Source organism: Pseudoalteromonas sp. NBT06-2 (assembly GCF_002276045.1).
Classification (GTDB): domain Bacteria; phylum Pseudomonadota; class Gammaproteobacteria; order Enterobacterales; family Alteromonadaceae; genus Pseudoalteromonas.
The window spans coordinates 1-25,977 of sequence record NZ_NQMR01000048.1; the positions used below are offsets into that span (position 1 = coordinate 1).

Annotated in this window: 26 protein-coding genes and 1 pseudogene; 18 read left to right on the forward strand and 9 right to left on the reverse strand. The window is 34.8% G+C overall.

Going from position 1 to position 25,977, the window contains the following annotated elements; genetic code table 11:
* Nucleotides 1-125: 125 nt before the first annotated feature.
* Nucleotides 126-230 (forward strand): annotated as a pseudogene (locus tag CJF42_RS28580) (IS630 family transposase); the annotation flags it as partial.
* Nucleotides 231-454: 224 nt separating this feature from the next.
* Here the strand turns inward: CJF42_RS28580 and CJF42_RS11235 are convergent.
* Nucleotides 455-1,708 carry an NAD(P)/FAD-dependent oxidoreductase gene (locus CJF42_RS11235; RefSeq protein ID WP_095366773.1) on the reverse strand — a complete coding sequence of 418 codons (1,254 nt, stop codon included), beginning with the start codon at nucleotides 1,706-1,708 and terminating at the stop codon, nucleotides 455-457.
* Between the two features lie 94 nt (nucleotides 1,709-1,802).
* Here CJF42_RS11235 and CJF42_RS11240 point away from each other — a divergent pair, with 94 nt between their 5' ends.
* The 5 genes from CJF42_RS11240 to CJF42_RS11260 all read left to right on the forward strand — a co-directional run bounded on the left by CJF42_RS11240 (nucleotide 1,803) and on the right by CJF42_RS11260 (nucleotide 7,394).
* A complete protein-coding gene (locus CJF42_RS11240; RefSeq protein WP_095366774.1) occupies nucleotides 1,803-2,714 on the forward strand; it encodes a dihydrodipicolinate synthase family protein in 912 nt (303 codons plus the stop codon).
* 130 nt (nucleotides 2,715-2,844) lie between these two features.
* Nucleotides 2,845-3,846 carry a 4-hydroxyproline epimerase gene (locus CJF42_RS11245; RefSeq protein ID WP_095366775.1) on the forward strand — a complete coding sequence of 334 codons (1,002 nt, stop codon included), beginning with the start codon at nucleotides 2,845-2,847 and terminating at the stop codon, nucleotides 3,844-3,846.
* 9 nt (nucleotides 3,847-3,855) lie between these two features.
* Nucleotides 3,856-5,337 carry an aldehyde dehydrogenase (NADP(+)) gene (locus CJF42_RS11250; RefSeq protein WP_095366776.1) on the forward strand — a complete coding sequence of 494 codons (1,482 nt, stop codon included), beginning with the start codon at nucleotides 3,856-3,858 and terminating at the stop codon, nucleotides 5,335-5,337.
* Nucleotides 5,338-5,423: 86 nt separating this feature from the next.
* Nucleotides 5,424-6,077 carry a GntR family transcriptional regulator gene (locus tag CJF42_RS11255; RefSeq protein WP_095366777.1) on the forward strand — a complete coding sequence of 218 codons (654 nt, stop codon included), beginning with the start codon at nucleotides 5,424-5,426 and terminating at the stop codon, nucleotides 6,075-6,077.
* A gap of 480 nt (nucleotides 6,078-6,557) precedes the next feature.
* Nucleotides 6,558-7,394, forward strand: coding sequence for a sulfurtransferase (locus CJF42_RS11260; RefSeq protein ID WP_095366778.1), 837 nt, complete (start codon nucleotides 6,558-6,560; stop codon nucleotides 7,392-7,394).
* Nucleotides 7,395-7,635: 241 nt separating this feature from the next.
* Here CJF42_RS11260 and CJF42_RS29300 read toward each other — a convergent pair whose 3' ends face one another.
* The 3 genes from CJF42_RS29300 to coaD are packed head-to-tail and all read right to left on the reverse strand — an operon-like array spanning nucleotide 7,636 to nucleotide 9,812.
* A complete protein-coding gene (locus CJF42_RS29300) occupies nucleotides 7,636-7,863 on the reverse strand; it encodes a DUF5522 domain-containing protein (protein ID WP_170940580.1) in 228 nt (75 codons plus the stop codon).
* Nucleotides 7,864-7,872: 9 nt separating this feature from the next.
* A complete protein-coding gene (locus CJF42_RS11265; protein ID WP_095366779.1) occupies nucleotides 7,873-9,333 on the reverse strand; it encodes a capsule assembly Wzi family protein in 1,461 nt (486 codons plus the stop codon).
* On the reverse strand, nucleotides 9,330-9,812 hold the full coding sequence (gene coaD / locus CJF42_RS11270) for a pantetheine-phosphate adenylyltransferase (protein WP_095366780.1): 483 nt from the start codon (nucleotides 9,810-9,812) through the stop codon (nucleotides 9,330-9,332). The genes CJF42_RS11265 and coaD overlap by 4 nt, the downstream gene beginning before the upstream one ends.
* 167 nt (nucleotides 9,813-9,979) lie before the next feature.
* Between coaD and CJF42_RS11275 the strand changes: the two genes are divergently transcribed.
* On the forward strand, nucleotides 9,980-10,642 hold the full coding sequence (locus CJF42_RS11275) for a TetR/AcrR family transcriptional regulator (RefSeq protein WP_095366781.1): 663 nt from the start codon (nucleotides 9,980-9,982) through the stop codon (nucleotides 10,640-10,642).
* Nucleotides 10,643-10,767: 125 nt separating this feature from the next.
* Here the strand turns inward: CJF42_RS11275 and CJF42_RS11280 are convergent, their stop codons facing one another.
* Both CJF42_RS11280 and waaA read right to left on the reverse strand, forming a co-directional pair.
* Nucleotides 10,768-11,316 carry a DUF1415 domain-containing protein gene (locus tag CJF42_RS11280; RefSeq protein ID WP_095366782.1) on the reverse strand — a complete coding sequence of 183 codons (549 nt, stop codon included), beginning with the start codon at nucleotides 11,314-11,316 and terminating at the stop codon, nucleotides 10,768-10,770.
* Nucleotides 11,317-11,331: 15 nt separating this feature from the next.
* Complete coding sequence (waaA, locus tag CJF42_RS11285) at nucleotides 11,332-12,597, reverse strand: lipid IV(A) 3-deoxy-D-manno-octulosonic acid transferase (RefSeq protein ID WP_095366783.1); 1,266 nt, start codon at nucleotides 12,595-12,597, stop codon at nucleotides 11,332-11,334.
* 169 nt (nucleotides 12,598-12,766) lie between these two features.
* On the opposite strand from waaA, the gene CJF42_RS11290 reads away from it, so the two are divergent.
* Nucleotides 12,767-14,188, forward strand: a complete 1,422-nt coding sequence (locus CJF42_RS11290) for a capsule assembly Wzi family protein (protein ID WP_095366784.1) — start codon at nucleotides 12,767-12,769, stop codon at nucleotides 14,186-14,188.
* 9 nt (nucleotides 14,189-14,197) lie between these two features.
* On the opposite strand, the gene CJF42_RS11295 is transcribed toward CJF42_RS11290, so the two are convergent.
* Nucleotides 14,198-15,325 carry a glycosyltransferase family 9 protein gene (locus CJF42_RS11295; RefSeq protein ID WP_095366785.1) on the reverse strand — a complete coding sequence of 376 codons (1,128 nt, stop codon included), beginning with the start codon at nucleotides 15,323-15,325 and terminating at the stop codon, nucleotides 14,198-14,200.
* A 195-nt stretch (nucleotides 15,326-15,520) separates the two neighbouring features.
* On the opposite strand from CJF42_RS11295, the gene CJF42_RS11300 reads away from it, so the two are divergent.
* Nucleotides 15,521-16,123 (forward strand): D-sedoheptulose-7-phosphate isomerase, encoded by a 603-nt coding sequence (locus CJF42_RS11300; protein ID WP_095366786.1) that lies wholly within the window; start codon nucleotides 15,521-15,523, stop codon nucleotides 16,121-16,123.
* Complete coding sequence (gene hldE, locus CJF42_RS11305) at nucleotides 16,123-17,565, forward strand: bifunctional D-glycero-beta-D-manno-heptose-7-phosphate kinase/D-glycero-beta-D-manno-heptose 1-phosphate adenylyltransferase HldE (RefSeq protein WP_095366787.1); 1,443 nt, start codon at nucleotides 16,123-16,125, stop codon at nucleotides 17,563-17,565. The genes CJF42_RS11300 and hldE overlap by 1 nt, the downstream gene beginning before the upstream one ends.
* A 57-nt stretch (nucleotides 17,566-17,622) precedes the next feature.
* Here hldE and CJF42_RS11310 read toward each other — a convergent pair whose 3' ends face one another.
* Nucleotides 17,623-18,345 carry a 3-deoxy-D-manno-octulosonic acid kinase gene (locus CJF42_RS11310; RefSeq protein WP_095366788.1) on the reverse strand — a complete coding sequence of 241 codons (723 nt, stop codon included), beginning with the start codon at nucleotides 18,343-18,345 and terminating at the stop codon, nucleotides 17,623-17,625.
* A 135-nt stretch (nucleotides 18,346-18,480) separates the two neighbouring features.
* Between CJF42_RS11310 and CJF42_RS11315 the strand changes: the two genes are divergently transcribed.
* From CJF42_RS11315 to glpG, 6 genes are all read left to right on the forward strand, one after another.
* The gene (locus CJF42_RS11315) at nucleotides 18,481-19,554 is read left to right on the forward strand and encodes a glycosyltransferase family 9 protein (RefSeq protein ID WP_095366789.1); all 1,074 of its coding nucleotides are present in this window, start codon (nucleotides 18,481-18,483) and stop codon (nucleotides 19,552-19,554) included.
* Complete coding sequence (gene gmhB, locus CJF42_RS11320; protein WP_095366790.1) at nucleotides 19,554-20,084, forward strand: D-glycero-beta-D-manno-heptose 1,7-bisphosphate 7-phosphatase; 531 nt, start codon at nucleotides 19,554-19,556, stop codon at nucleotides 20,082-20,084. Before CJF42_RS11315 ends, gmhB begins: the two co-directional genes overlap by 1 nt.
* A 164-nt stretch (nucleotides 20,085-20,248) precedes the next feature.
* Entirely contained in the window at nucleotides 20,249-21,445 is a 1,197-nt protein-coding gene (locus CJF42_RS11325; protein ID WP_095366791.1) for a glycine C-acetyltransferase, read from the forward strand.
* Nucleotides 21,446-21,447: 2 nt separating this feature from the next.
* The gene (tdh, locus tag CJF42_RS11330) at nucleotides 21,448-22,473 is read left to right on the forward strand and encodes an L-threonine 3-dehydrogenase (RefSeq protein WP_095366792.1); all 1,026 of its coding nucleotides are present in this window, start codon (nucleotides 21,448-21,450) and stop codon (nucleotides 22,471-22,473) included.
* An 87-nt stretch (nucleotides 22,474-22,560) separates the two neighbouring features.
* The gene (gene glpE, locus CJF42_RS11335) at nucleotides 22,561-22,881 is read left to right on the forward strand and encodes a thiosulfate sulfurtransferase GlpE (protein ID WP_095366793.1); all 321 of its coding nucleotides are present in this window, start codon (nucleotides 22,561-22,563) and stop codon (nucleotides 22,879-22,881) included.
* 86 nt (nucleotides 22,882-22,967) lie between these two features.
* Nucleotides 22,968-23,780, forward strand: a complete 813-nt coding sequence (gene glpG / locus CJF42_RS11340) for a rhomboid family intramembrane serine protease GlpG (protein ID WP_095366794.1) — start codon at nucleotides 22,968-22,970, stop codon at nucleotides 23,778-23,780.
* 173 nt (nucleotides 23,781-23,953) lie between these two features.
* Here the strand turns inward: glpG and CJF42_RS11345 are convergent, their stop codons facing one another.
* Complete coding sequence (locus tag CJF42_RS11345) at nucleotides 23,954-24,349, reverse strand: flagellar basal body-associated protein FliL (protein WP_095366795.1); 396 nt, start codon at nucleotides 24,347-24,349, stop codon at nucleotides 23,954-23,956.
* Nucleotides 24,350-24,472: 123 nt separating this feature from the next.
* Here CJF42_RS11345 and CJF42_RS11350 point away from each other — a divergent pair, with 123 nt between their 5' ends.
* Both CJF42_RS11350 and ubiA read left to right on the forward strand, forming a co-directional pair.
* The gene (locus CJF42_RS11350) at nucleotides 24,473-25,078 is read left to right on the forward strand and encodes a chorismate--pyruvate lyase family protein (protein WP_095366796.1); all 606 of its coding nucleotides are present in this window, start codon (nucleotides 24,473-24,475) and stop codon (nucleotides 25,076-25,078) included.
* A gap of 29 nt (nucleotides 25,079-25,107) precedes the next feature.
* Nucleotides 25,108-25,974 (forward strand): 4-hydroxybenzoate octaprenyltransferase, encoded by an 867-nt coding sequence (ubiA, locus tag CJF42_RS11355; RefSeq protein WP_095366797.1) that lies wholly within the window; start codon nucleotides 25,108-25,110, stop codon nucleotides 25,972-25,974.
* Nucleotides 25,975-25,977: the final 3 nt, after the last annotated feature.

The window sequence follows — 25,977 nt, forward strand, 5'->3', positions numbered from 1 at the left end:
TAAAAATATAGCCGTATTCAAATTATTGTTGTCTTACTGCTCTTGGTCGGGTTCTTTTTTCTGCCCAGAGCTTTGTGGTTGTATTCTGCTAGCCAAAGCGTGCTTCATCTTGGAACCATATATCAATAGAGCAAGTTTAGTTATGGTTAAGGCAAAATGAAATAGAAAATAGAACATTTAAAGATTATGACAACATTGTTGGTAAATGCACAACCGCTTGGAATAACTTTAAAACTGATGTCGATAGAGTGATATCACTATGTAAAAGAGATTGGGCAATATTGATCAGTTAATTATCGGAATTGATATTACAATAGATACGTTGCTTTCAATCCCAATAGCCTGCTATTGCTCAATCAAGCGCCTTGCTATTGAAAATTTATCCTAATTCATATTAGATCACTTAATTAAGAGAATTGGTATAAAAACATGAATCACCGGCACGGTGAAAACTTTAAAATCTATCAATTGAATAAGGTTTTAATGAGATACTTGGTTTTTTATCCAATATACAATCAGTTATAACTTCTGCATTTATTGCGGCTAGCGTTAAGCCTAAATGTTGATGACCAAATGCAAAATATATATTATTATGCTTTGGTGATTTTCCTACAACTGGTTTTGAATCAGGTAAGCTAGGACGAAAACCCATCCAGCGATAATTTCCTTCCTTGGTATCTTCTATTTGTGGCCATATAGACTTACCAGAGAGTAGTAAAGCATCGACTCGTCGTGTATTCATTTCTTTGTCTAAACCAGCAAATTCAACTGTACCCGCTAGACGAAGCCCATTTTTCATAGGGGTCATAATAAATTTTCTTTCATAAGAAACAATTGGACGGTTTGGTTGATTAGCTGATTTAACCATATAATGGTAGCCTCGCTCCGTTTCAAGTGGTACTGTGAACCCTAGTTGTTTGCAGAGTAGTTTACTATGGGCCCCTGTTGCTAATAAGACTCGGTCTGTTTGATATATTTTATTTTTTGAGGTGATGGTAACAAGCTTATTATCGGATTCGATGGTTGATATTTCACATTTTTCAAATTCAACACCTAATTTTTCTGCTTTTTTGTAAATTTCTTTTGTAAGTGTTTCTGGACAGCAAGTATGCGCCACATCTCTAAATAACAGTGCCCATGTCACTTTGTTGGAAATTCCAGGTTCAAGGTTGTTTACTTGTTTCTTGTTTAATAGCTCAACTGCAATACCTTCAGCTTGATATTCTCTTTGAACTTTAATCGCTTCATTGTCTGAAACTGATTCAAATGTTAATAAACTTCCTTGTTTATGAAACAAAGAGCCCAGATTAGTTTCAGATATTAATGCATCCCAGGAGTTCATGGCAATTTTATTAAATGATTTCAACGCTTCTTTATTCGCATTAAATAATTTAGGTCGCATGTTATTAATGAATTTAAAAAACCAAGGTATTGCTTTATGAAAATAACTAGGTGAAATACTAAAGGGGCCCAATGGATCTAAAAGCATCTTAGGGACTTGAGGTAAAAGCGATTTTTGAGCTAATGGGAAAACTTGCTCAGTAGCAAAGTGCCCAGCATTTCCTTTTGAGCAACCTTGCGCAATATCCTCTTTATCAAATAAGGTAACTTGAAACCCAGCTTGTTTTAATCTAAAAGCAGCGGTTACACCTATGATACCAGCACCTATAATGGCAATTGTTTCTGACTTTGAATTTTGTTGTTTCATAATTATATCAAATAAACATTGTAATTGTATACAATATACAGTAATTTGTGTTGTATACAATGTACTATAATTAATTATTTGTTAGGAAAATGCAATGAAACCAAACTGGACAGGCGTATACCCAGCCGTATCAAATCAATTTAAAGAAGATTTCTCTATCGATTTTACTGAAAATGCAGCCATGTGTGAAAACCTAATAAAAGAAGGTGTTCACGGTATTATTGTAAACGGTACGATTGGCGAAAACTGTTCTTTATCTCCGGAAGAAAAGCGCCAAGTAATGAAATCAGTTATTGAGGTAGTTAATGGGCGAGTACCTGTAATTTCTGGTGTTGCTGAAACAACAACTGCAGCTGCTGTTCAATATGCGAAAGATGCTGAAGAGATTGGTATTGATGGTTTAATGGTTCTACCTGGTATGGTGTATCGGTCAACTGAAGATGAAGCGATTCATCATTATCAGCAAGTTGCTCGTGGTACTGCGCTTCCTATTATGATTTACAACAACCCAGTAACTTATGGTGTAGATGTTTCTATAGAAGGTATGAAAATATTAGCTGAAGAAGCGAATATAGTTTCTGTTAAAGAAGCAACGGAAGATACGCGTCGTATTACTGAGCTACAACGCGCATTTGGTGATCGTTTTATTATCTTTGGTGGTGTAGATGATATTGCACTAGAAAGTTTGATGCTGGGTGCTACAGGTTGGATCTCTGGTCTTACGAATGTATTCCCTCGAGAATCTGTTGCAATTTATAATCTTGCTAAAGAAGGGCGCTATGAAGAAGCTCGTGAAATTTGGTCATGGTTCTTACCTCTATTACGTTTAGACACTATTCCAACACTTGTTCAGTGTATTAAATTAGCAGAGCAATTAGCAGGGCGTGGTTCAGAAAGAACACGTGCTCCACGTATGCAGCTCAAAGGCGCTGCTCGTGAGCAAGTTGAAACACTGTATACTGAAGCAATGGAAAACCGTATCGATCTATCTAAGTTCGGTCTTTAATTTGTTGTGGATTTGTCATCCCTGAATGACCCTAGCCAACTTACTGGTTAAGCTGGCATTTTAATTTTATTAGCTAAACAACTGAGATGTTTACTTAATAATATTTGTTTCGTAAAAGGTAATAGCACTAATGAATAAAGGAACATTTTTTTGTATTGATGCACATACGTGTGGTAATCCTGTTCGGTTAGTTATTTCGGGTCATCCTAATTTAAAGGGTGAAACAATGAGTGAAAAACGAATTCATTTTCTAAAAGAATATGATTGGATCCGTCAAGGTTTAATGTTTGAGCCTCGTGGACACGATATGATGTCTGGTGCTTTTATTTACCCACCTTGCTCTGATGAGGCCGATGCTTCTATTTTATTTATCGAAACATCCGGCTGTTTACCTATGTGTGGTCACGGTACTATCGGTACTATTACTGCAGGTCTAGAAGGTGGATTATTGACAAGTAAAGTGTCAGGAAAATTAATTATTGATGTACCTGCGGGGCAAATAAACGTGGACTACCAGATGACGGGTAAAAAAGTCGACTGGGTTAAAATTTATAATATCGCATCATATTTAGCTCATCAGGACATAGAAATAGAAGTACCTGAACTTGGTAAGATCAAACTTGATATTGCCTATGGTGGTAATTTTTATGCAATTGTAGAGCCTCAAGAAAATTACCCAGGTTTAGGTAATTTCACACCAAATCAAATTTTAAAATTCAGTCCACTGATCCGCGAAATAGCAGGTAAAGCTATAGAATGTGTTCATCCTCAAGATTCGAGTGTTAATGGACTTTCACATGTTTTATGGACTGGAGAACCACAAAATGCAAACTCCAGTGCTGCAAATGCCGTTTTTTATGGTGATAAAGCCATCGATCGCTCGCCCTGTGGTACAGGTACATCAGCAAGAATGGCTCAGTTATATACAAAAGGTTTATTAAAACAAGGGCAAGATTTTGTGCATGAAAGCATTATTGGCAGCCAATTTGTCGGAAAAGTGGAGAGTGTGACAGAGATAGAGGGCATTACGGCAATCATGCCTTCAATTCAAGGATGGGCACAAGTAACGGGACATAATCAAATTACAATTGATGATGACGATCCTTATGCCTTTGGTTTTCAATTAGTTTAGGAGATAAATATGTTATCTGGTTTATGTTTTATTGGCGGTAAATGGCAAGCTGATACCGAAGTAACTTTTAATGCAATTAATGCTGCAAAGCATACTAAATTAGCACCTAATTTCACAAACTGTAGTAATGAACAGTTGGATCAAGCTTGCTTATTAGCTGAGCAAGCTTTTGTAATGTATCGCAAGAAAACAGTGCAACAGCGGGCGGATTTTATAAATGAAATAGCTGAACAGCTGGTTAAAGTAGAGCCTTTACTTGTTGCACGTACGCCACTTGAAACGGGGTTACCTGAAGCGAGAATTCAAGGTGAACTTGGTCGCACTGTTAATCAGTTAAGATTGTTTGCAAATAATATTATTAAAGATACACTAGAGATAGCTCATGATACAGCTATTCCTGATCGGGCTCCTATACCACGTCCTGATATGAAGTTATCACAATTGCCATTAGGTCCAGTTGCAGTGTTCGGCGCCAGTAATTTTCCACTCGCTTTTAGTACCGCTGGCGGTGATACAGCATCAGCATTGGCTGCGGGTTGTCCGGTAATTTTTAAATCTCACTCTGCTCACCCTGGTACGTGTGAAATTGTTGCCAAAGCAATTGAGATTGCGATTAATAACTGTGATATGCCAAAAGGGGTATTTGCATTAATTCATAGTAAAGCTTATGACATTAGTCATGTTTTGGTTAAAAACCCTGCCATTAAAGCTGTTGGCTTTACGGGATCTTATCGTGTTGGCATGACTTTACAAAAAAGTATATACCAACGTAAAGAACCGATACCTTTTTATGGAGAATTAGGCGCTGTAAACCCTCAGCTTTTATTACCAGGTTTGATCACTGACAAAGCAAATGACTTGGCACAAGAGTTTGTTGCTTCTATGAATATGGGTTGTGGACAATTTTGTACTAACCCAGGTTTATGGTTAGTAAATGAGTCAGAACAAGCTCAATTTGAAACTGTTTTAGCAGATAAAATTAATTCATGCCCAGCTCAAGTGATGTTAACACCGACTATGTTAACAGCTTATCAAGCAGGTTGTGATAACATTGCCAAACAAGCAACTGTGGTAGCACAAGGTCAAGCGCAAGATAAAAAAGCGACAACATATTTGTTTGTTACTTCTGCAGATGCTTTTATGAGTAATGACAAATTACATGATGAAGTATTTGGTCCCGCATCTTTAATCGTAACTTATAAAGATTTAGCACAAGCTGCGAAATTGATCGATATTTTAGGTGGTCAATTAACTGCTTCGGTTCATGGTACTACAGATGTCATTAATGAAAATAAAGATCTTGTTGAAGCATTATCATATAAGGTTGGGCGTTTAATCTTTAATCAAATGCCAACGGGTGTTGAAGTCAGTGATGCCATGATGCATGGTGGGCCTTTCCCATCTTCAACTGATGTGCGAAGTACCTCTGTTGGTTCTCAAGCGATTAACCGTTTTTTGAGACCTATTTGTTATCAAAATTCACCAATGTAACTAAAAAGGCTGCTCATAGAGTGGCCTTTTTTTTTCAAGACGTTAAACTAGAGAAATAATTATTAAAAATAACGAAATAAATTGATATGGCTCTGGCATATAAAACACGAACCGAATTTGTTGTAGATGCAATTCGAGAAAAAATACTAAAAGGTGAAGTGAAAGCTGGTCAACCATTGCGTCAAGCTGCTTTAGCTGAAGATCTTGATGTCAGCCGAATTCCTGTAAGGGAAGCACTATTACAATTAGAAGCAGAAGGTTTAGTTAAGTTTCAAGCCCATAAAGGCGCTATTGTAACTGAATTAAATGCCGAACATGTTGATGAGTTATTTGAATTAAGAGCAATGCTTGAATCTGATTTATTAGCACGCTCTATCCCAAATTTAACTCAAGAAGATTTTGCGCAAGCTGAAAAGATTCTAGTTGAGTTGGAGGATGCATTACAACATGAAGATAGTGCTAATATCTGGGCTGATTTAAATACTCATTTTCATGCGTATTTATACAAAGGCAGCGATCGTCCAAAAACCCTTGATATTGTAAATACCTTAAACAAAAATTCAGATCGATATATTAGAATGCATTTATTATTGGCTGGCGGTATTAAAAAAGCGGGCTCTGAGCATAGACAGCTCATCGACTATTGTAAATCAGGTAATGTCAAAAGTGCTTGTCAACTTTTAAAACAGCATATTTTAGGCGCTAAAAAAGAAATAAAAGCACTTTTAATTAAATTATAAATTAAAAAAGTATTCGAATGGATGTTTTTTATTTGCCTAGCTAAGTTGGAAAACCTGATAGACTTACAGAAGCTTGGCATAGAAACTTAAAACAACTGCAACTTGAGCTGCAAACTACGCAATATCGATAACCAGTCAAATAGTTTGAAGAGCTTGATTTATATTCAATAGAAGAAGGTAATATACCCATGATACCTCAAAACTCGCCGAGACGGAGCTTCTGAGCAAGCCCACTTCATCGTTGTGTTGGTTTGAAAGGTGCCATCAACACGCCTTGAATTGAGCTCGCTCAGATAGCTCTGAAACATGCATTTTTAAGTAACATGGGTATACAGGGTAGTTTGCTATGTCAGCTTTCAGAAAGTATATTGGGGATATGTGAAGAATACATGAGCTGTAACGAGCTCTGTACCTACGGTTCTGTGAGAGGGGGGGAACCCATCTTACTTGAGTTAATTAAAAGATAAAAAAGATTTTAGTATGCAACTATCAGGTCCTTTAGTAACGGTAGATTGGTTACAGCAAAATATTAATAACGATCAACTTGTTATTTTTGATGCCAGCATGGCACAAGTTGGCTCCAAAACAGAATATAAAGCAGATAAAATAATACAAGGCGCTCAACGCTTTGATTTTAGTAAAGTGATTTGCGATTTAGATTCACCTATCTCTCATACTATGCCAAGTGAGCAAAAATTTCAGCGTTTGATGCGCGAATTTGGTGTTAATAATGATAGCTACATTGTTGTTTATGATGAAAAAGGCATATATAGCTGTGCACGAGCGTGGTGGATGTTTAAAGCTATGGGATTTAATAATGTAGCAGTGCTTAATGGTGGTTTTCCAGCTTGGCTAAATGAAGATTATCCAGTAAGTACATCTTATGTTAAAACTCAAAAATTAGGTGATTTTAAAGCCCGTTATAACCCCAATACTTTTGTTAATCAAAATGAAGTACTAGCGCAGCTTGATAATAAATCTTCACTTGTTTTAGATGCCAGAGGTAAAGCTCGCTTTTTAGGTGAAGGTGCGGAGCCTCGGGCGGGTATGAGAGCAGGTCATATTCCCAATGCACAAAGTTTACCTTTTGTAGATATTGTAAAAAATGGTTTTATGCTTGATGCGGGTGCTTTACAAACTGAATTTAATAAAAGACTAACTGATAAAGCTGATAGCCTTATTTTTAGCTGTGGCTCTGGTGTTACAGCGTGTATTTTGGCATTAGGTGCATATATTTTAGGTTATGAAAACTTAGCTGTTTATGATGGCTCTTGGAGCGAGTGGGGCGTTAATCTTTCTTTACCAATTGAAGCGTGATTGGTATATACCCAAGCCAATTGATAATGCTTGTTTCAGAATTTATCAGGTGAGTTAGCACAAGGCACATCATTTTAGGAATATTGCCTTTCAAACTGATGTAACGTAGTGATTACTTACCTGATAAATTCCCTACGGGCGGATTTTAAATGGTCAACTACCGCGTTATTTATGTTGATAAGGGAATAACCATTACCTGCAATAAATGTCTTGTATTTGACCATTTAAACTCCCGCTGAAATCATGCATTTCCAAGTAGCTTGGGTATATATGGACAATGTCTACACCCATTCCCACAGCACTTTCCTCGTTTTAAATGGTACCAAGTACTAAAAATATATAGGTCATTTTCTATTGTGTAATCAATATATTCTACAAATTCTGTTTTTCCTCTATATGGTTTAGCTATTTCAATTAATTGCTCTAAATTTTTATTATGATAAAGAGATTGTATTTGTTTACTTATTATTCAAAAGGCCTAAAAACGATATTCCCAGCTAGCTTGAAAAGATGTTTTAATATCTTGGTAATTAGCAACTTTTTCATCTAGTTTAAATACTGAGCCTGAAATTTTTAATAAGCCATTAAACAAACCCTGCTGATATCCAAGATCAAGTTGTAATTGTGTTAATTGTTCTTGAATTGCATCTGTTGGCTGAGTTGTTTGTTTGATATGACGTAACTTAGCAAAAGCAGCTGTGCCACTTGTCTGGTGGAAGTTTACGCCTAGAGTATAACCCTTAGCTTGTGTACCAATGCTTGCGCCAATGTTTTGATTGTAATGTTGGTATCCAGTATCAAAACTTAAATGCTCATAGCTGCAATGTAATGAGGTTTCATTATCTATAGCATCTTTTTGATTACAACTAGACACCGTATCTGAATATTCTAAATAAGTTTTAATGACCTTATTGGTTAAACCTAAATACGCTTCCAGGCCAGTTGTAAACATTTTATCTTCTGGAAGTAGGCTGCTTTTTTTATTGCCAGCTATTTCACCATAAAAAGCAAAGTTTTGCCCTAAAGCTGAATGGCTATATTTGAAATCAATACTGGTTAATTGGTTATATTCATTTATGCCAGTTTGTTTATTAATTTTATTGTGACCTAAAATGATATTTGATAAATCATCCATATTAGAGCCATTAAATTGTGCCTTTTGGCTCAGTGCAACTTCTAATCCTTTTAAAGGCATAGCGCTAAATCGCATACCATAAAAATGGTTGTCACTTGCTGGCTTTTCTAACTTATTAGGATGCTTTTGTTGTGAAATTAACGTGGTAATATTCCAAGGACCAATAAATGATAACCAACTTGGTCCATAATAATTTGTATTTAATCTTGAAACTCTAAGCCCTGGCATAGGCGTTGCGTTATTAGATAATAATAATGCATTATCATTTGCAGGCCCCCACCAATGTGTTACTTGTTCAGCACTGATGCTCCAGTTATTTAATAAAATAGCTAAATAACTATCATCGTAACTTAATTTTTTCTCATTGTTAGCACCGGTTGCATATTGAATACTGACTTTAGCGGTAACTTTTTTACCCATTAAAATACTGTAACCTTGAATCGCAGATTTTTCTTGATAACGTTGACCAAAGCTTTGTAATGTATTTGATTCGCTATTTTTTTTTATTTTTATACCGGAAAGTGCCTGTTTTTTTGCAAATTTTAAAGCATATTGAACGTGGGTAAATGCAAATAAAGCGTTGTTATGCACTTCAGATATGTCTAATTTATTAATGTCTTGAGCGAGACCTTGCCACATAAGAGGGTAGGCATTGACTGGACGATTAATTAATCCTTGGCTTACCAATAACTCAATTGCATTTCTAAGGTATACGTCATCAGTTCCAATCCAAGGTTCCGCTTTTACGAACTGATTGCACCCTAGTACACCTAAAATAATTAGGCTTACTTTTGTTAGGTTCATCCTTGCAATTTATCCTGTAGGGCTTGAGCAACAAGTGGGTGTACAAATTGAGAAACATCGCCTTTGTGAATAGCAACTTCCTTAACTAGTGTTGAAGAAATGAAAGAATTTTCTTCTGACGGTGTTAAAAATACACTTTCTAGATCTGGATTTAATCGGCGGTTCATATTTGCTAATTGAAATTCATACTCAAAATCTGATACTGCGCGCAAGCCTCGTACTAAAATGTTGGCATCTTGCTGTACGGCTAAATCAGCTAATAAACCTGAAAAGCCAATGACTCTTACATTATCTAAATGAGATAGAATATTTTTTGTTAATTTAACTCTAAGATCTAATTCAAAAAAAGGTTTTTTATTTGGATTAAAGGCGATGGCAACAATCACTTTATCAAACATTTTTGCGGCGCGTTCAACTAAATCTGTATGACCATTTGTTATTGGATCAAAGGTGCCTGGGTAAATAGCTTTAACTTTCATGTCGATTTAAGTAACCTTATGCAAAAATATTTTTACTCAAATCCTTTAAGTTTGAGTACATTGGTAATTGTTTGCTAGTTTATCAGTAATTATCATGAATATCAGCCTTTAAAGATTACCCTGTTTTGTTATATACTTTTATTATAAATGGATGTCTGGAAAGCTAAATGAGTACTAAAAATAAAATAATACAAACGAGCATTGCTTTGTTTAATGAACACGGTGAACGTGCAATTAGTACAAATCATATCGCTGCAGAATTGGGCATAAGTCCTGGTAATTTGTATTATCATTTTAAAAATAAAGAAGATATATTACGACATATCTTTGCCCTCTATCGACAACATTTAGAAACAAATTTTCCAACTTTAAATGCAGACGAAGATATTGTATCTCAACTGGTTAATTATTTAGATTCAATTTTTGAACTGATGTGGCAATATCATTTCTTTTATGACAATCTCGCTGATATTCTATCCCGTGACGAAGTGCTAAAAGTAGATTATTTAGCATTACAAGATAAATTACTGTTTCAGGCTCAGAGTGTTATTACTGGGTTAAAGCATTCTAATATCATAGATATAGATGACGAAGATATTATTGATTTAGCGCATATAGTTAAAATAACAGTCAGTTTTTGGACGCCTTATGTAGAAACACAAAGACCTGAAGGTAAACTGGTTTTATCTGATATTTATACCGGTGTTTTAAAAGTTTTGTTTTTATTCAAGCCATATAGTACCGTTGACGGTCGCGCCAAAATAGAAGCATTACAAGCTAAATATCGGGCTTTGATAGTTAGCTCTGAGATAAAATTGAAACTCCCGTAGGGCAAGACGATATGCGGCCAACTGCGTTATTATTGAGAATGACTTAACGACACATCTTCTGCCTAGCATTTGTTACGCTTATTGACTTGCAGAAATCGTACATTTCTATGTAGCATGGGTATAAACTAGCTTTTATGGCAGTTTTCTAATAATTTCTGCCAAAAATCAATTCCTTTACGACGTGTTAACTGAATATTATTTTCAGGTATTGAATCCGGATCATCATAGCTTTTTAATGCTTCAGCCATGCTTGCTTCTCTAATGATGTGTAGAGTGGGAAATGGCGCTCTATTGGTGTAATTGGCTGCATCACTTTCCTCTGAATCAGCAAAAACATAATCAGGGTGGAAAGTGGCAATTTGATATTGTCCTTCAAAACCTTGTGCTATTAATAGGGCATTGGCTAAATCAACCAAATCTAAAAAATCATTAAAATCGGAAAAACCTTGGTCTAAAATTAATAAGGTGGTCTCAATATCTTGATTTTCATTTAGAAAAATACATTGATCTATCATTTCTAGTACAGCATTTTCAATATTTAATGTATTGCTAACATGATAATGAATACTATTATTTTCGACTTCTTTGCGTGCAAATGGACAGAAGTTGTATTTTACAATGATATTGGCTACCCAAGATTTCATTTGTGTAATTGGACAATTAATGTGTGACATAGATATTCTCAGAAATTATTTTAAATGGCGTGCGATTACTTCAATCGTTTTTTTGATCGCGCCTTGGTTTTTTTGAACAAATAATGCACCTTTTCGACCTAAATTTTCACCATAGGATTCATCACTAAATATTTGCTGTAAAAGTGTGATGATTTGCTCACTAGAATCGACTTTTAAGCATCCTTGCGCTTTCAGCAACTCGGGGTAAACATGTAAAAAATTTAAAATATGTGGCCCGGTAATTACCGGAATGCCATAAGCTGATGCTTCTAAAGGATTATGTCCGCCTCGTTCTATTAAACTCCCTCCGATAAAAGCACATTGCGCTGCCCCATATAAAATACCCAACTCACCCATAGTATCACTAAGTAATACTTGAGAAGTACATGAGTCTGATAAAGATGATTTTCGCTGAAAAGATAAGTTAGCACTAGAGATTAAATCTGCAACTTTATCAAACTGTTCTGGATGCCTTGGCACTAATATTAATAGTGCATTTGGATAGGATTTTAATAGTGCCTGATGTGTTTTTAATAATAATTCATTTTCACCGGGGTGAGTAGAACCTGCAATCCAAATTGGATGTTTTTGAATTAGTTGCTGTTTAATTCTTGAGACTTTTTCTGAGATGTTTTGGCTTATTTTTATATCAAATTTGATAGAACCAGTAGTGACAACTTTATGTTTATCTAATCCAAGCTCAATAAAACGTGCCGCATCATTTTGATCATGAGCAGCTAATTGCGTTATACCTTGCATCATTGATTGACTCAATGGTGCTATTTTTTTATAACCAGCCAAAGATTTTTCTGATAAGCGAGCATTTAATAGGATCACTGGAATGTTTTGTTTTTTACTCTGTGCAATTAAGTTAGGCCAAAGCTCCGTTTCTAAAATACATATCATTTTAGGCTTAAGGTTTTTTATAAATCGACGAGTGGCACATGGAAAGTCTAGTGGTAAATATACATGTTCAACTGTACCTGAGAAGCTACGTTTAATTTGTTCAGTTCCCGTAGGGCTATTACAGGTAATTATAATTGGACTATTTGGATATGTTAATTGCACCTTTTTAATTAAAGGTGTAGCAGCAACAACTTCCCCAACAGAAGCACAGTGAAAAATAATCGCATTTTTTTTAATGTTGTTCGATGCAATAAAGCCAAACCTTTCATGCCAACGTTTACGATATTCTGGTGCTTTGTTACCTCGTAACCATAAGTGAAGTAAAATGAGTGGACTTAATAAATATAAGATAACAGAGTAAAAAAAACGTGCCATAGATAGAGTCTTAAATTAAAGGTTTTAGGTGAAAGGTTATTTTAGCGCGAACTTGCATATAGCAAAACCACTTTTACTTACATTTTTACACAGCTAGTTGCTATTAAGGTTTTTTAACTTCTGTTAGTATTTACTCGTCAATTTTATTCACTAAAAATTAATCGATATTATGAAACTAAAAACCTTATCTTCTTTAATTTTTGCTTTATGTGCTTTCAGTACACAAGCAAAACCCACGGCATATTTACCTATTGCTATGGATGCCCAATTAGAACAGCAAATTGATCGTATGTTTGCTTTAACCACAGGCTCGCCTATGAGTAAACCTTATGCGTTACGTGAAATAGATAATGCGTTAAGACAAGTAAAAAGAATTGATAACAGGTTATATGATTCAGTACGCATAAAATTAAAACGATACCGTGGCAGTGATGATATAAGTCGTACAGGTGTGAAATTTACTTTAAGTAATGACAAAGAAATGTCTATTGCAAATCAAAGAGGTGTAACTTCTGATGAATGGGGCCAAGGGTTTTTTGAAGGCATATGGCGACCAAATGATTCAACTTTATTGCAAGTAGGTTTAGATTATCGAATCGATAGTGGGGAAATAGTAAACTACAATACTTTTTTCAGTATAGCTGGCGATAATTTGCAGTTAGATATGGGTTATAAAGAGCATTGGTTTTCCCCTTTTAAAATGTCATCACAGTTAATTTCAACCAATGCTGAGTCTTCGCCTTCAATTTCTTTAAGTTTTGCAGAGCCGTTAAAAAATTGGTGGAACTTTGATTTTGAATTGTATTATTCGCAATTAGAAAAAGTTGAAGAAGGCATACTTTATCAAGATGAATGGCATGATGGTCGCCCTAAACTTGCTGGTACGCATATTAGTATAGAGCCTATGGATGGTTGGAAGTTAGGCTTTAACCGTTTGATGCATTTTGGTGGGGGACCGAGAGAAGTCGGCTTTAGTGATATAATGAAAGCATATTTTGATCCTGCTAGTAATGATAATACTAGTAATCAGTTAGGTAAAGATGATGAACTCGGTGATCAGCTAGCTTCTGTTACAAGCTTATTTAATTTCAACTTGGGCATGCCGACCGAGCTTTATTTTGAGTTTGGTGGAGAAGATACTCAAGGCGGTAGTAACTATAGTTTTGGTAATCAGGTTTACTCTATTGGAATTTACTTACCTAAATTGACTCATAATATTGCATTACGTTATGAATTTAATGATTGGAAAACTGCTTGGTATATCAACCATCTTTATAAATTTGGTAACAATAATAATGGCAATGTATATGGTCACTTTGCCGCAGATCAAAGAGATGACGGTGATGGTGTTCCTGCACAAGTACATGCTATTAGCATAGATTATTTTGCAGATACACAATCCTTATGGCAAACAAAGTTTGTAATAATTGATAATGAAAGTGAAGATGCAGATAAATATGTTAAAGGTATGGAAATTCAAATTTTAAATAGTCGTAATTGGCAAGGTAAAAGAGTGGAAACTCAGCTAACTTATGGTAAAGATGTTTATGATGAAAAATATAGTTACTTATCAGTTTCTTATTTTTGGTAGTGATTTATATTAAATGCTTGGCTCATTAAAAACTTCTTTCTGAGTCAGCTCTTCAAAAGCATCAGTTATTTGATTTGGACTAATCATATCAACTCGGCCTTTACCAAATAAAACGGTACTTTTACCTAAAGGGCGCCAATGACGAGCTGACTCTCGGATCAATGCAATCTGGGGAGTGCCAACACTCGATGCTAAATGCATAATGGCTGTTTCAACTGAAATAACATAATCACAGCATTTGATCATTGCTGGTAATTCAAAAAAATGAGCCATGGCACTAAATGTTTTAATTGGTAGTTTATTGAGTTGTTCATCATCATTTATTTGTTTTTCAATATTTTCAAGTAGAGAAGGAGGACTATTGATTATAAAGCTTAGCTTATTATTTATTGAAGATAGTTTTATTAGTAACTCTTTTACTTGAATCCATTGATAATCACGTTTAATTGTTGTTGATAAATGATTTATAAAAATGGTTTTAGTATCTACTAAATCATATTTATTCTTAAGTTCACTTAGAATGTATTGTGCTGAAAGCAGATATTTTTTCTCTGGCAATATCTTTAAAGCCCTTTTATTTTCAGCAACCTCTAAACCAATAAGCTTTTTAAAGCGAGCTTGGTATAAATTAGTGATGTGATTATGATTTTGTAGTTGTTTTGAGTTTTCAAAATAAAAGCTATCAAGCGCTCTAAAATGCCACCAACTTTTTAATGGGCTTTTTAATGGTGCGCTTTTAATACCTGTTATTGTCGCTGTGCATGAAATTTTCCTAGCAATTTTAGCGTAACTTTCAGAGCGTGTTGTTGCTATGAAAAAAATCAGATCATAATTCTTATTGTGTGCTTTTTTTATGAAATGATTACGCTCACTATTTGTTTTAACTATTGGGTAAACTTGATTAATGTAGCTTTCATCATTGAGCCATTGGCATAAAGTTGTATTTCTGTCTGCATGCCATGCTTTTGGTTTAGTTCTGCTATCATCAATCCAAATATCTAATTCAACATGTGGATTTTGTTCTTTAAATTCTTTTAAAAACGCTCCTTGATATACAAAGTCCCCGATAGCTAAATGTGTCATATATAAAATACGGTTAGCTTGTTTTAATTGTGCTTTGGAAATGAGTTGGGACAAGTGAATTGTACCTTTGTAATTCAGAGTTTAATTTAAAGTGTAAAGATATCATTGATGGGAAAAAAAATCCTATTTTGAGTTCGTTTTTATGTTGTTTTCAATTAATTATTATTAGTTACTCGAAATACAATTCAAAATTATGGATAATAAACATCAAATATCATGGTTTCATATGAAAAAATAAAGGATACTCCTATGAGCTCTCAAAATTGTGTTTCGAATAGCTATTTAAAAAGCCTAGAGCGACATCGTAAAGCATTCAACACTATGGAAGCTTATCAAGAGCAAGCTTTACAATTGTTGGCACAATGTAAAAAAACCTTAATTAATGGTGGTAAGGTTATTTGGTTTGGTAATGGTGGTAGTGCAGCAGATTCACAACATTTAGCGGCAGAGTTTATGGTGCGCTATAAAAAAGAACGAGCGCCACTGGCTTCTATCGCTTTAACAACAGACACGTCTATTTTAACGGCGCATTCTAACGATTATCACTTTGACTCTGTATTTGAACGACAAATTTTAGGCTTATGTCAAAGTGATGATTTGGTTATAGGGCTTACGACTTCAGGCACAAGTAATAATATAAATTTAGCACTTGCAGCTGCTAATGAAATTGGTGCATTTACAGTTGCGTTAACGGGTCGTGATGGTGGAAAAGTTAAAGATATCGCAAAACTGCCTATTATTATAAAAAATGATGAAACAGCACGCATTCAAGAAGCACATATGTTTATCGGACACTGGTTATGTGAAGCACTTGATTTGATTTATGATGAATTAACTAAGAGTAATACTTAATGGATTTATCTTTTTTAAAGAATTTATCACAGGCTAAAGTATTGGTTGTTGGCGATGTAATGGTTGATAGGTATTGGCATGGTGATACAGGACGTATCTCCCCAGAAGCGCCAGTACCAGTTGTAAAAGTCAATAAACTAGAAGATAAAGCAGGTGGGGCTGCCAACGTTGCAAAAAATATTGCGCACTTAGATGGTCAAGTGAGTTTATTGGGTATTATTGGTGATGATGAATATGGTCGTACATTAAAAAAACTACTTACTGATGAAAAAATAGAATCTCAATTAGTGATACAAAAAGAGCATCCTACTATTGCTAAAATGCGCATTATAAGTCGTCATCAACAAGTGGTTAGACTTGATTTAGAAGAAAATTTTACACAAAAGCATAGTCAGTTATTACTTGATAAATTAGATAATATTATAGAAAAATATGACTTTATTGTATTTTCAGATTATAACAAAGGCTCCCTGAGCTTAATCAAAGAGATGATAGTGGTAGCTAAATCTGCTGGTAAAACAGTGTTAGTCGATCCTAAGTCTAAAGATTTAAGCCAATATGCGGGAGCTGATTATATTACACCTAACTTAACTGAGTATGCTGCTGCTGGTGGACTAGTTGGTTCTGAAGAAATTATCGCAAACTCTGCTCGAGAAATAATGAAGTCTGCAAAAATCGGTACTATGTTGCTTACGCGATCAGAACAGGGCATGTCTTTAATTACCGAAAACAAAAAGCATGACTTTGCAGCGCAAGTCCTAGAAGTTTCTGATGTAACAGGAGCTGGTGATACAGTAATCGCAACCTTAGCTGTTATGTTAGCAGCTGGAATGTCAGCTAAAGATGCGGTTGAAGTTGCTAACTTAGCTGCGGGTATTGTTGTTGGTAAATTAGGTGCAGCCACAGTTTCGCCAGAAGAATTAAGCCGTAAATTAAGCCAATATTTAGTACAAACGGGTGAGCATTATCAAACACCTTTTGATGATGTATTACAGCATATTGAATTTGCACGTCAAAATGGTGAAACGATTGTATTCACTAATGGTTGTTTTGATATTTTACATGCAGGTCATGTACGTTATTTAGCACAAGCTAAAGCAAAGGGCGATCGTTTAGTTGTTGGTTTAAATAATGATGAATCAATTTCTAGATTAAAAGGTTCAGAGCGTCCGATAAATCCATTAGAAGAACGTGCCATGGTGATTTCAGCATTAGGTTCAGTTGATTGGGTGATCCCATTTGGTAAGCAAGAAAATAACGATACGCCAGCGAAGCTTATTGAAGAAATTAAACCTGATATTTTGATCAAAGGGGGAGATTACACCATTGATCAAATCGCAGGGGCTGATTTTGTATTAAAAAATGGTGGTAAAGTTGAAGTGCTTGAGTTTCTAAACGGTTGTTCAACATCAAATGTAATTAAGAAAATTCAACAGTTTTAAAGTATCGCTTGCAAAATTAATTTAACAAAATACATGACTTATGTTTAATCATTTTAATTAAGTCATGTACTTTTTATATGTATCATATAATGCGTTCCAATCATTTTTTTGCAAAAAAAACTGAGGATTTCTGCTATTTTCTTTTTCAAAAGAGCGTTGTAATCGTGAAATATTACTTTGTTGCCAACTTGAGTTAGGTTTTTTTAATTCTCCGCGATCAAAATCAATTAAAAAAACCTTACCTTGATCATCAAATAAAATATTATTGATATTAAGATCAGCATGATAAACACCAGCTTTATGGAATGTAGCGATACACTGTGAAACCTGTTTTATTTCATTTTCGGTGAGTTTTCGCTGTTTCAAAATATCTAGCAGGCTTTGAGCCCCTTCTATTGCTGATGTGATAATATCGCCACGATAAATGAGGCCTATTTTTGTGATATGGGCTGCAATGGGGTCAGGTACGTTGAGCCCTTTTTGTTTCAGTTGCGTTAATAACTCAAATTCTTGAAAAACTCTTGTTTTTTCTAACCCTAAATAGAGGTACTGATCTTGTAAAAATTTACCAATTAAACCTCCGCGCCAGTAATGCCTTAACACACCTTTTATATTGTGATGACTAAAAAACCAAACACTTGCGCGCCCTTTTTTTTGCGCATAGATTTTATTTTTCTCGTGCCAATACTCGGGCTTAAACCAGTCATGTGATAAATCGCTCGTGTTTAATTGCCAACTGAGTAAATACTGATTGTTATTTTGTCGTATTTGGGTATTCATTTAAAAAGGCATGAAATGTAAAGTATTATTAGTTTACCGTTGTTGCAGCTAGATGGAAACTTGGTTTGTTGCTTTAAGTCATTTAAAATCTTTCTATTCGTATTTTTTGCTGTGTTTATAATTTAAAGGTGAATTGTGGTTCAAACCAATCAGTATCAAGATATATGTATTCTTCGGTTATCTGCTATTGGCGATGTATGTCATGCAGTATCGGCTGTTCAAGCAATTCAACGACATCACCCAAAAGCAAAAATCACTTGGGTTTTAGGTAAAGTAGAAGCCATGTTATTAGCGGACTTGCCTGGCATAAAGTTTGTTATTTTTGATAAAAAGCAAGGTAAAGTGGCATATAAAAAACTAAAAGCAGAATTCAAAGGTAAAAAATTTGATGTGTTATTGCATATGCAAGTCGCATTAAGAGCAAATATTGCAGCAGCTTATATTCCTGCAAAAGTTAAAGTGGGCTTTGATTGGTCTCGTTGTAAAGAGGGCCATGCTATTTTTACAAATAAACGCATAGCCTCGCAATCTGAACCACATGTTTTAGAGGGCTTTCAAGGCTTCGCAAAGGCGATAGGTGTACCTCATTATGAACCTAGTTGGCAAATGCCGTATAGTGAAGCTGATTTAGATTTTGCAAATAAAAAATTAAATCATTTTGATGATATAAATAAAAAAATATTTGTTATTTCTGCTGCAGCCAGTAAAAAAGAAAGAAATTGGTTACCTGAACGATATGCTGCTTTGGCACAACATGCATATAAAAAAGGCTTTAAAGTTATATTAACCGGGGGGCCGGTTGATATGGAAAAGCAATTAGCCAATGATATTAAAGCGCATTGTGATTTTGAAGTATTAAACTTAGTGGGTAAAACAAACTTAAAGCAATTGCTATGTATTTTAAAACAAGCTGATTTAGTGCTCGCTCCTGATACAGGACCAGCTCATATGGCAGTGACTGTTGATACGCCTGTTATTGGTTTATATGCCCACTCAAACCCTAAACGCACTGGCCCCTATCAATATCAAGAATATGCGGTTGAGGTTTATCATAAAAATTTAAAAGCACAGTTTGGTAAAACAGCTGCGCAATTACCTTGGGGTAAACGCTGTAAAGGAAAAAATTTAATGTCACAAATTCAAATAGAAGAAGTTGTGAATATGTTTGATCGTATCGTAAGTGATAAAGCAATTTTGGAGTCTGTTTAATGAATAAGGCGGTATTTCTAGATAGGGATGGCGTAATAAACCATGATCATGCCTATGTCTCTAAAATAGAAGACTTTGAATTTATTGATGGTGTATTTGATGCCTGTCAGCAATTTATAAAACAAGGCTTTATGATTATTGTGGTGACAAACCAATCAGGGATTGGTCGAGGTTATTATTCAGAGCAAGATTTTAATGTGCTAACCGATTGGATGAAATCAGAATTTAACAAACATCAAATCCCTATAACTGAAGTTTACTTTTGCCCGCATCACCCTAAGAAAGCCTTACCCGAATATTTAAAAGAATGTGATTGCAGAAAACCTATGCCAGGCATGTTAAATAAAGCAATTAGCAAGTTTGATATCGATGTCACTCAGAGCATTATGGTAGGTGATAAAATATCAGACCTTCAAGCTGCGCAAGCTGCCGGCATTAAGACTAAAATATTAGTGAAATCAGGAAAGCCTATTACAGCTGAAGCTAAAGTAATTGCAGATGAAATATGGCAAACTTTATTCACCCGTTAGGGATATTAATATTTTTTATGTATTACATTGTACTTACTCATGGGAATAGAGAGTGCATTTAAAAGACTAAACTTTTAAACTAGACCGAATTTATTATCAAATACAGTTATTTTGCATAAAGTATGCAATGTAGTTAATTGTCCGTTCAAATTTTGGAGAAATAGATGAGAGCATCTGCATTTTATGATCAGTTAAAGCAACAAATTGAACAAGTTAAACTTGATGGTTTGTATAAAAATGAGCGTATTATTACTTCTCAACAACAAGCAGAGATCACTGTAAGTTCTGGTGAACAGGTTATTAACTTTTGTGCAAATAACTATTTAGGTTTAGCAAACCACCCTGATTTAATCGCTGCAGCTCAACAAGGTTTAGAGCATCATGGTTTTGGTGTTGCATCTGTACGTTTTATTTGTGGCACGCAAGATATCCATAAGCAGCTTGAGAAAAAAATCAGTCAGTTCCTAAAAACTGAAGATACAATTTTATATTCATCTTGTTTTGATGCTAATACAGGTTTATTTGAAACTTTATTAGGACCTGGAGATGCAATTATTTCAGATGCATTAAATCATGCTTCTATTATAGATGGTGTGCGTTTATGTAAAGCGAAACGTTTCCGTTATGCTAACAACGATATGGCAGCGTTAGAAGAACAATTAATTGCCGCTGATGCCGCTGGTGCAAAAACAAAATTAATTGCAACTGATGGCGTATTCTCAATGGATGGTGTTATTTGTAATTTAGCTGGAGTATGTGATTTAGCTGATAAATATGATGCTCTTGTAATGGTTGATGATTCTCATGCAGTTGGCTTTGTTGGTGAAAATGGCTGTGGTACAGCTGAACACTGTGGTGTGATGGATCGTGTTGATATTGTTACAGGTACTTTAGGTAAAGCACTGGGTGGTGCTTCAGGTGGTTATACTGCTGCAACAGCTGAAATTGTAGAATGGTTACGTCAACGTTCTCGTCCATACTTATTTTCAAACTCATTAGCACCTTCAATTGTTAATGCATCAATTAAAGTACTAGATATGCTAGCTGATGGCGGCGAACTCCGCGCGACATTATGGGATAACGTTGCTTATTTCCGTGAACAAATGGAAGCTGCAGGGTTTACATGTGGTGGTAAAGATCACGCAATTATTCCTGTTATGTTAGGTGATGCCAAATTAGCATCAGATATGGCAGATAAGCTATTAGCTGAAGGTATTTACGTAACAGGTTTTTCATTCCCTGTTGTTCCAAAAGGTCAGGCGCGTATTCGTACTCAAATATCTGCTGCACATACTAAAGCACAGCTTGATAAAGCCATTTCTGCTTTTACTCGTATCGGAAAAGAGATGGGAGTGATTTAATCATGAAAGCATTATCAAAATTAAAGGCAGAACCAGGGATTTGGATGACTGACGTACCAAAACCTGAAGTTGGACATAATGACTTATTAATTAAAATACGTAAAACTGCGATTTGTGGTACCGACGTACATATTTATAAGTGGGATGAATGGTCACAAAATACTATCCCAATACCTATGGTTGTAGGTCATGAGTATGTTGGTGAAGTTGTTGATATGGGCCAAGAAGTAAGAGGTTTTACAGTCGGTGATCGTGTTTCGGGTGAAGGCCATATCACTTGTGGACACTGTCGTAACTGTCGTGCTGGTCGTGTACATTTATGTCGTAATACAACGGGTGTTGGTGTCAACCGTGAAGGTGCTTTTGCTGAATATTTAGTGATCCCTGCTTTTAATGCTTTTAAAATTCCAAGCAATATTTCAGATGAATTAGCTGCTATTTTTGATCCATTTGGCAATGCAGTTCATACAGCACTTTCTTTTGATTTAGTGGGTGAAGATGTATTAATCACAGGTGCTGGTCCTATCGGCATTATGGCAGCTGCGGTTGCTAAGCATGTTGGTGCTCGACACGTTGTGATCACAGACGTTAATGAATACAGACTTGAGTTAGCACGAAAAATGGGTGCAACACGCGCTGTGAATGTTGCTACTGAAAAACTTGAAGAGATCATGACTGAGTTAGATATGACTGAAGGTTTTGATGTAGGTCTTGAAATGTCGGGTGTACCATCAGCCTTTAATTCTATGCTTAATAATATGAACCATGGCGGTAAAATTGCTATGTTAGGTATTCCTCCTTCAGATATGGCAGTTGATTGGAACCAAGTTATCTTTAAAGGTTTAGTCATCAAAGGTATATATGGTCGAGAAATGTTTGAAACTTGGTATAAAATGGCAAGTTTGATTCAATCTGGTTTAGATTTAAATCCAATTTTAACCCATGAATTTCATATCAATGACTTCCAAAAAGGCTTTGATACTATGGTTTCAGGGCAATCAGGTAAAGTAATTCTTAATTGGGATTAGTTTTAAGTTCGCTATAAGTGTAAAATGAAGGCGCGAATTTATTCGCGCTTTTTTTTGAAAAGTAAATATAACAGTTAAAGGTAGATCATGACATTTAAAGCAATTGATTCAGTACAATTAAAAGCGCGTTTATCAGAAGATAATTTAGTGATTGCAGACATTAGAGATGCAAGCTCTTTTAATGACGCTCATATCCCTAATTCAATTAATGTTTCAAATGACAATATAGCGCAATTTATGATGGAACGTGACTTCGAACAGCCGATTATAGTGGTTTGTTATCATGGTATTAGTTCACAAGGCGCTGCAAATTATTTAATTGGGCAAGATTTTGAAGATGTATATAGTTTAGTTGGTGGTTTTACTGATTGGGCCGTAAAGTTCCCAAGTGAAGTAACAAAGTGTTAATTAGCTGAGTTAGAACGGTATTAACACAACTTGATTTTTCTTAAAAATACCCAATAACAATTGAATTGATTTTAAAAAGGTGAGTTATGATTTTATTAGCCCAATTAGATAACATAAGAGCTGCTCAAGGTTTTATTGATTATTTAAAAACGCAAAATATCAATGCTCAATTAGTGAAAGGGCAAGAGAAAGTAGCAGCAATTTTAGTTGAAGAGCATAATTACTCACAGGCTCATGACTTATGGGGGGAATTTGACAGAGATCCCAATCAAGATAAATACCTAGCAGCATCCTGGGATGCCGGTGTATCAAGTGTGCCTTTTCAATACTCAGGTTCACCACTTAATATAAAGCAACGCTTTAATGCCCTTAGCTGGTTTAATCAAAGTATTACTGTCACTTCTATTATTATATATATTGCTTTCATATTAGGTGGTTTTGATACTTTATTTGCAGTACTACAATTTCAACCAAGTAATCCTATAAACTGGATCACGCCGGCGATTATTCACTTTTCAGCTATTCATATTATTTTTAACTTAATGTGGTGGATGCAATTAGGTGATCAAATAGAAAAATCATTAGGAAAGTCGAACTTATTAGTGATTTTTTTATTGAGTGCAATGGTTAGTAACTGGGCGCAATATTTATTAGTCGGGCCTAATTTTGGCGGTTTATCTGGTGTTGTTTATGCATTATTAGGATTTTGTTGGATTTACCATTGGCTTAAACCTAGTGCTGGAATTGTAATTGCAAAACCAATAGTTGGCTTTATGTTGATTTGGATGTTTTTAGGTTTTGCCGATGTACTATTTGTTGGTATGGCAAATTGGGCACATTTATTTGGTTTGATCACAGGTATGGTTTTAGCTTTTTTGAGGGTAAAAGCTAAAAGCTAAAGGCTAAACTTAAAGGCAGCAGATAAGGCTATAAATTTATGGATATTCTCACTTAAACTGTATTTAATGAAATATATCTCTATCAAAATAATAATCATAGAAGTAATTAGCCTACTTTTGTAGGCTGTTATTCTAAAGTGAAATTGTTTATTATTTTTATACTAACAATTCTACTAGTTATATATATATTTAGTAAAAAGTACATCACGAATAATTTCTTGCCTTGTTTCAACTTTTAATAGTTTTTTTATTGCTTCAGCACATTTTTTTCTAATTTCTTCACGGCCGACTAAAGATTTAATTTTGTCTTCAGGTTCCTTACTCAAAATTTCTACAAGAGCGTCTCTTAATAAAGGCGCGTGATGTTCAACAATTTCAAGATCACTCATATCAAGCAGCATAAGTTCAACTGTGACACGAACAAAACCTAATTTTTTCTTAGAGGTGCCAATATAGTTTGTTGTGATATCTGGCTCAAATCCATAATAACCTAAATTTGAGGTCGCAGAACTAGTAAAGCTGGTTAGAACAAATGTGATAGAACATAGTAGCAAAGCAAAGGGACGCATTAAGTACTCTCTATAAATTGATAATTTTAATTAATAAAACAGCTACAATACAATAACTTTTATGAATTATAACAAACTCTGAAAAATAATCTCATAGCTTTACCTATTTTATTCATATCAAAAATGGAAAAATTATTTTATGATCTCATGTCTTATTTTTTTGGTTGTTGTGTCGTGCCCGATTATCCCCTAACACTTGATAATAATTGGTTTGATTTTGTTCCTGATGAATTGAATGAAACCGAATCTAATTGGTTATTTGAAACAAGTTCACTTACTGCAAGATTAAAGCTTAATAGCAAATATTTTGAAGTGAAAGTATTGAGTGAAATAGTTCAAGATTTAACTTTGACTCAAGCAAGTATATTAAAGGTGGATGTGCAGCCTGCATTGTTTAGAGAGGTGATTTTATATTGTGACGATAAACCTCAAGTATATGCTCAGAGTTGGATCCCATTAGAGGTACAGAAATTACAAAATCATAACCTAGCGTCATTAGGGACTAAACCTTTAGGTGAGCAAATATTTAAAGATCCTTCTATCGAACGAGATAATATTGAGATTGCAAAGTTTGATGTTTCTCATCCGGTTGCAAAAGTTGCTGAAATGTTAGGTTTATCAGAACTAAATAGCTGGGGAAGACGAAGTGTTTTATCTTTGGCACAGAAAAAATTATTAGTGTGTGAGATCTTTTTACCTGGCTCTTTTCTTGAAACTAAAGCTTTGTAGCTTACTTTAAATTATAAAATATATTTATCATGATGAAATGGCATTTACAGTTAAATAACTGGAAATATTACAAGCAGTTGATGAGAACTGATAAGCCGATAGGTTCTTTATTATTACTTTGGCCAACTTACTGGGCTTTATGGTTAGCAAGTGATGGTATACCTAATTGGCTACATTTAATTGTATTTAGTCTTGGCGTATTTATTATGCGAAGTGCTGGTTGTGTTATTAATGACTTTGCTGACCGTAAAGTTGATGGCCATGTTGAACGTACTAAAATGCGACCTTTAGCGACAGGGGTCGTGACTTCAATTGAGGCTATTGAGTTATTTATCGTTTTAATACTCTGTGCTTTTTTAATTGTTTTGTTATTGAGTTGGCAAACTGTGTTGTTATCTTTTGGTGGTTTATTATTGGCTTTTTGCTACCCATTTATGAAACGTTATACTCATCTGCCACAAGTAATATTAGGGGCAGCTTTTAGTTGGTCTATTCCTATGGCTTACATGGCTGTATTAGGACATATACCAGTACAAGCTTGGATTTTATATTTAGCTAACTTATGCTGGACGGTTGCCTATGACACTATGTACGGTATGGTTGATAAAAATGATGATATTAAAATAGGCATAAAATCTACGGCTATTTTATTTGGTAAATTTGATAGAGTTATTATTGGTCTATTACAGTTAGTCAGTGTGTTTTTATTGGGCTATATCGCTCTAGAATATAAATTATCTGAACGATTTTATCTTAGCCTGATATTAGCGATTGGTTTCTTTATTTATCAACAATGGCTCATCAAAAACACAGAGCCGAGTTTGTGTTTTAAAGCATTTTTAAATAATCATTATGTTGGCCTTATTATTTTCATTGGTATAGCGATATCTTTTTAAGGG

Excerpts from the sequence above, each read along its gene's own strand:
- CJF42_RS11235 (WP_095366773.1), bottom strand. The coding sequence starts at position 1,708 with ATGAAACAACAAAATTCAAAGTCAGAAACAATTGCCATTATAGGTGCT.
- CJF42_RS11240 (WP_095366774.1), top strand. The coding sequence starts at position 1,803 with ATGAAACCAAACTGGACAGGCGTATACCCAGCCGTATCAAATCAATTT.
- CJF42_RS11245 (WP_095366775.1), top strand. The coding sequence starts at position 2,845 with ATGAATAAAGGAACATTTTTTTGTATTGATGCACATACGTGTGGTAAT.
- CJF42_RS11250 (WP_095366776.1), top strand. The coding sequence starts at position 3,856 with ATGTTATCTGGTTTATGTTTTATTGGCGGTAAATGGCAAGCTGATACC.
- CJF42_RS11255 (WP_095366777.1), top strand. The coding sequence starts at position 5,424 with ATGGCTCTGGCATATAAAACACGAACCGAATTTGTTGTAGATGCAATT.
- CJF42_RS11260 (WP_095366778.1), top strand. The coding sequence starts at position 6,558 with ATGCAACTATCAGGTCCTTTAGTAACGGTAGATTGGTTACAGCAAAAT.
- CJF42_RS11265 (WP_095366779.1), bottom strand. The coding sequence starts at position 9,333 with ATGAACCTAACAAAAGTAAGCCTAATTATTTTAGGTGTACTAGGGTGC.
- coaD (WP_095366780.1), bottom strand. The coding sequence starts at position 9,812 with ATGAAAGTTAAAGCTATTTACCCAGGCACCTTTGATCCAATAACAAAT.
- CJF42_RS11275 (WP_095366781.1), top strand. The coding sequence starts at position 9,980 with ATGAGTACTAAAAATAAAATAATACAAACGAGCATTGCTTTGTTTAAT.
- CJF42_RS11280 (WP_095366782.1), bottom strand. The coding sequence starts at position 11,316 with ATGTCACACATTAATTGTCCAATTACACAAATGAAATCTTGGGTAGCC.
- waaA (WP_095366783.1), bottom strand. The coding sequence starts at position 12,597 with ATGGCACGTTTTTTTTACTCTGTTATCTTATATTTATTAAGTCCACTC.
- CJF42_RS11290 (WP_095366784.1), top strand. The coding sequence starts at position 12,767 with ATGAAACTAAAAACCTTATCTTCTTTAATTTTTGCTTTATGTGCTTTC.
- CJF42_RS11300 (WP_095366786.1), top strand. The coding sequence starts at position 15,521 with ATGAGCTCTCAAAATTGTGTTTCGAATAGCTATTTAAAAAGCCTAGAG.
- hldE (WP_095366787.1), top strand. The coding sequence starts at position 16,123 with ATGGATTTATCTTTTTTAAAGAATTTATCACAGGCTAAAGTATTGGTT.
- CJF42_RS11310 (WP_095366788.1), bottom strand. The coding sequence starts at position 18,345 with ATGAATACCCAAATACGACAAAATAACAATCAGTATTTACTCAGTTGG.
- gmhB (WP_095366790.1), top strand. The coding sequence starts at position 19,554 with ATGAATAAGGCGGTATTTCTAGATAGGGATGGCGTAATAAACCATGAT.
- CJF42_RS11325 (WP_095366791.1), top strand. The coding sequence starts at position 20,249 with ATGAGAGCATCTGCATTTTATGATCAGTTAAAGCAACAAATTGAACAA.
- tdh (WP_095366792.1), top strand. The coding sequence starts at position 21,448 with ATGAAAGCATTATCAAAATTAAAGGCAGAACCAGGGATTTGGATGACT.
- glpE (WP_095366793.1), top strand. The coding sequence starts at position 22,561 with ATGACATTTAAAGCAATTGATTCAGTACAATTAAAAGCGCGTTTATCA.
- glpG (WP_095366794.1), top strand. The coding sequence starts at position 22,968 with ATGATTTTATTAGCCCAATTAGATAACATAAGAGCTGCTCAAGGTTTT.
- CJF42_RS11345 (WP_095366795.1), bottom strand. The coding sequence starts at position 24,349 with ATGCGTCCCTTTGCTTTGCTACTATGTTCTATCACATTTGTTCTAACC.
- CJF42_RS11350 (WP_095366796.1), top strand. The coding sequence starts at position 24,473 with ATGGAAAAATTATTTTATGATCTCATGTCTTATTTTTTTGGTTGTTGT.
- ubiA (WP_095366797.1), top strand. The coding sequence starts at position 25,108 with ATGATGAAATGGCATTTACAGTTAAATAACTGGAAATATTACAAGCAG.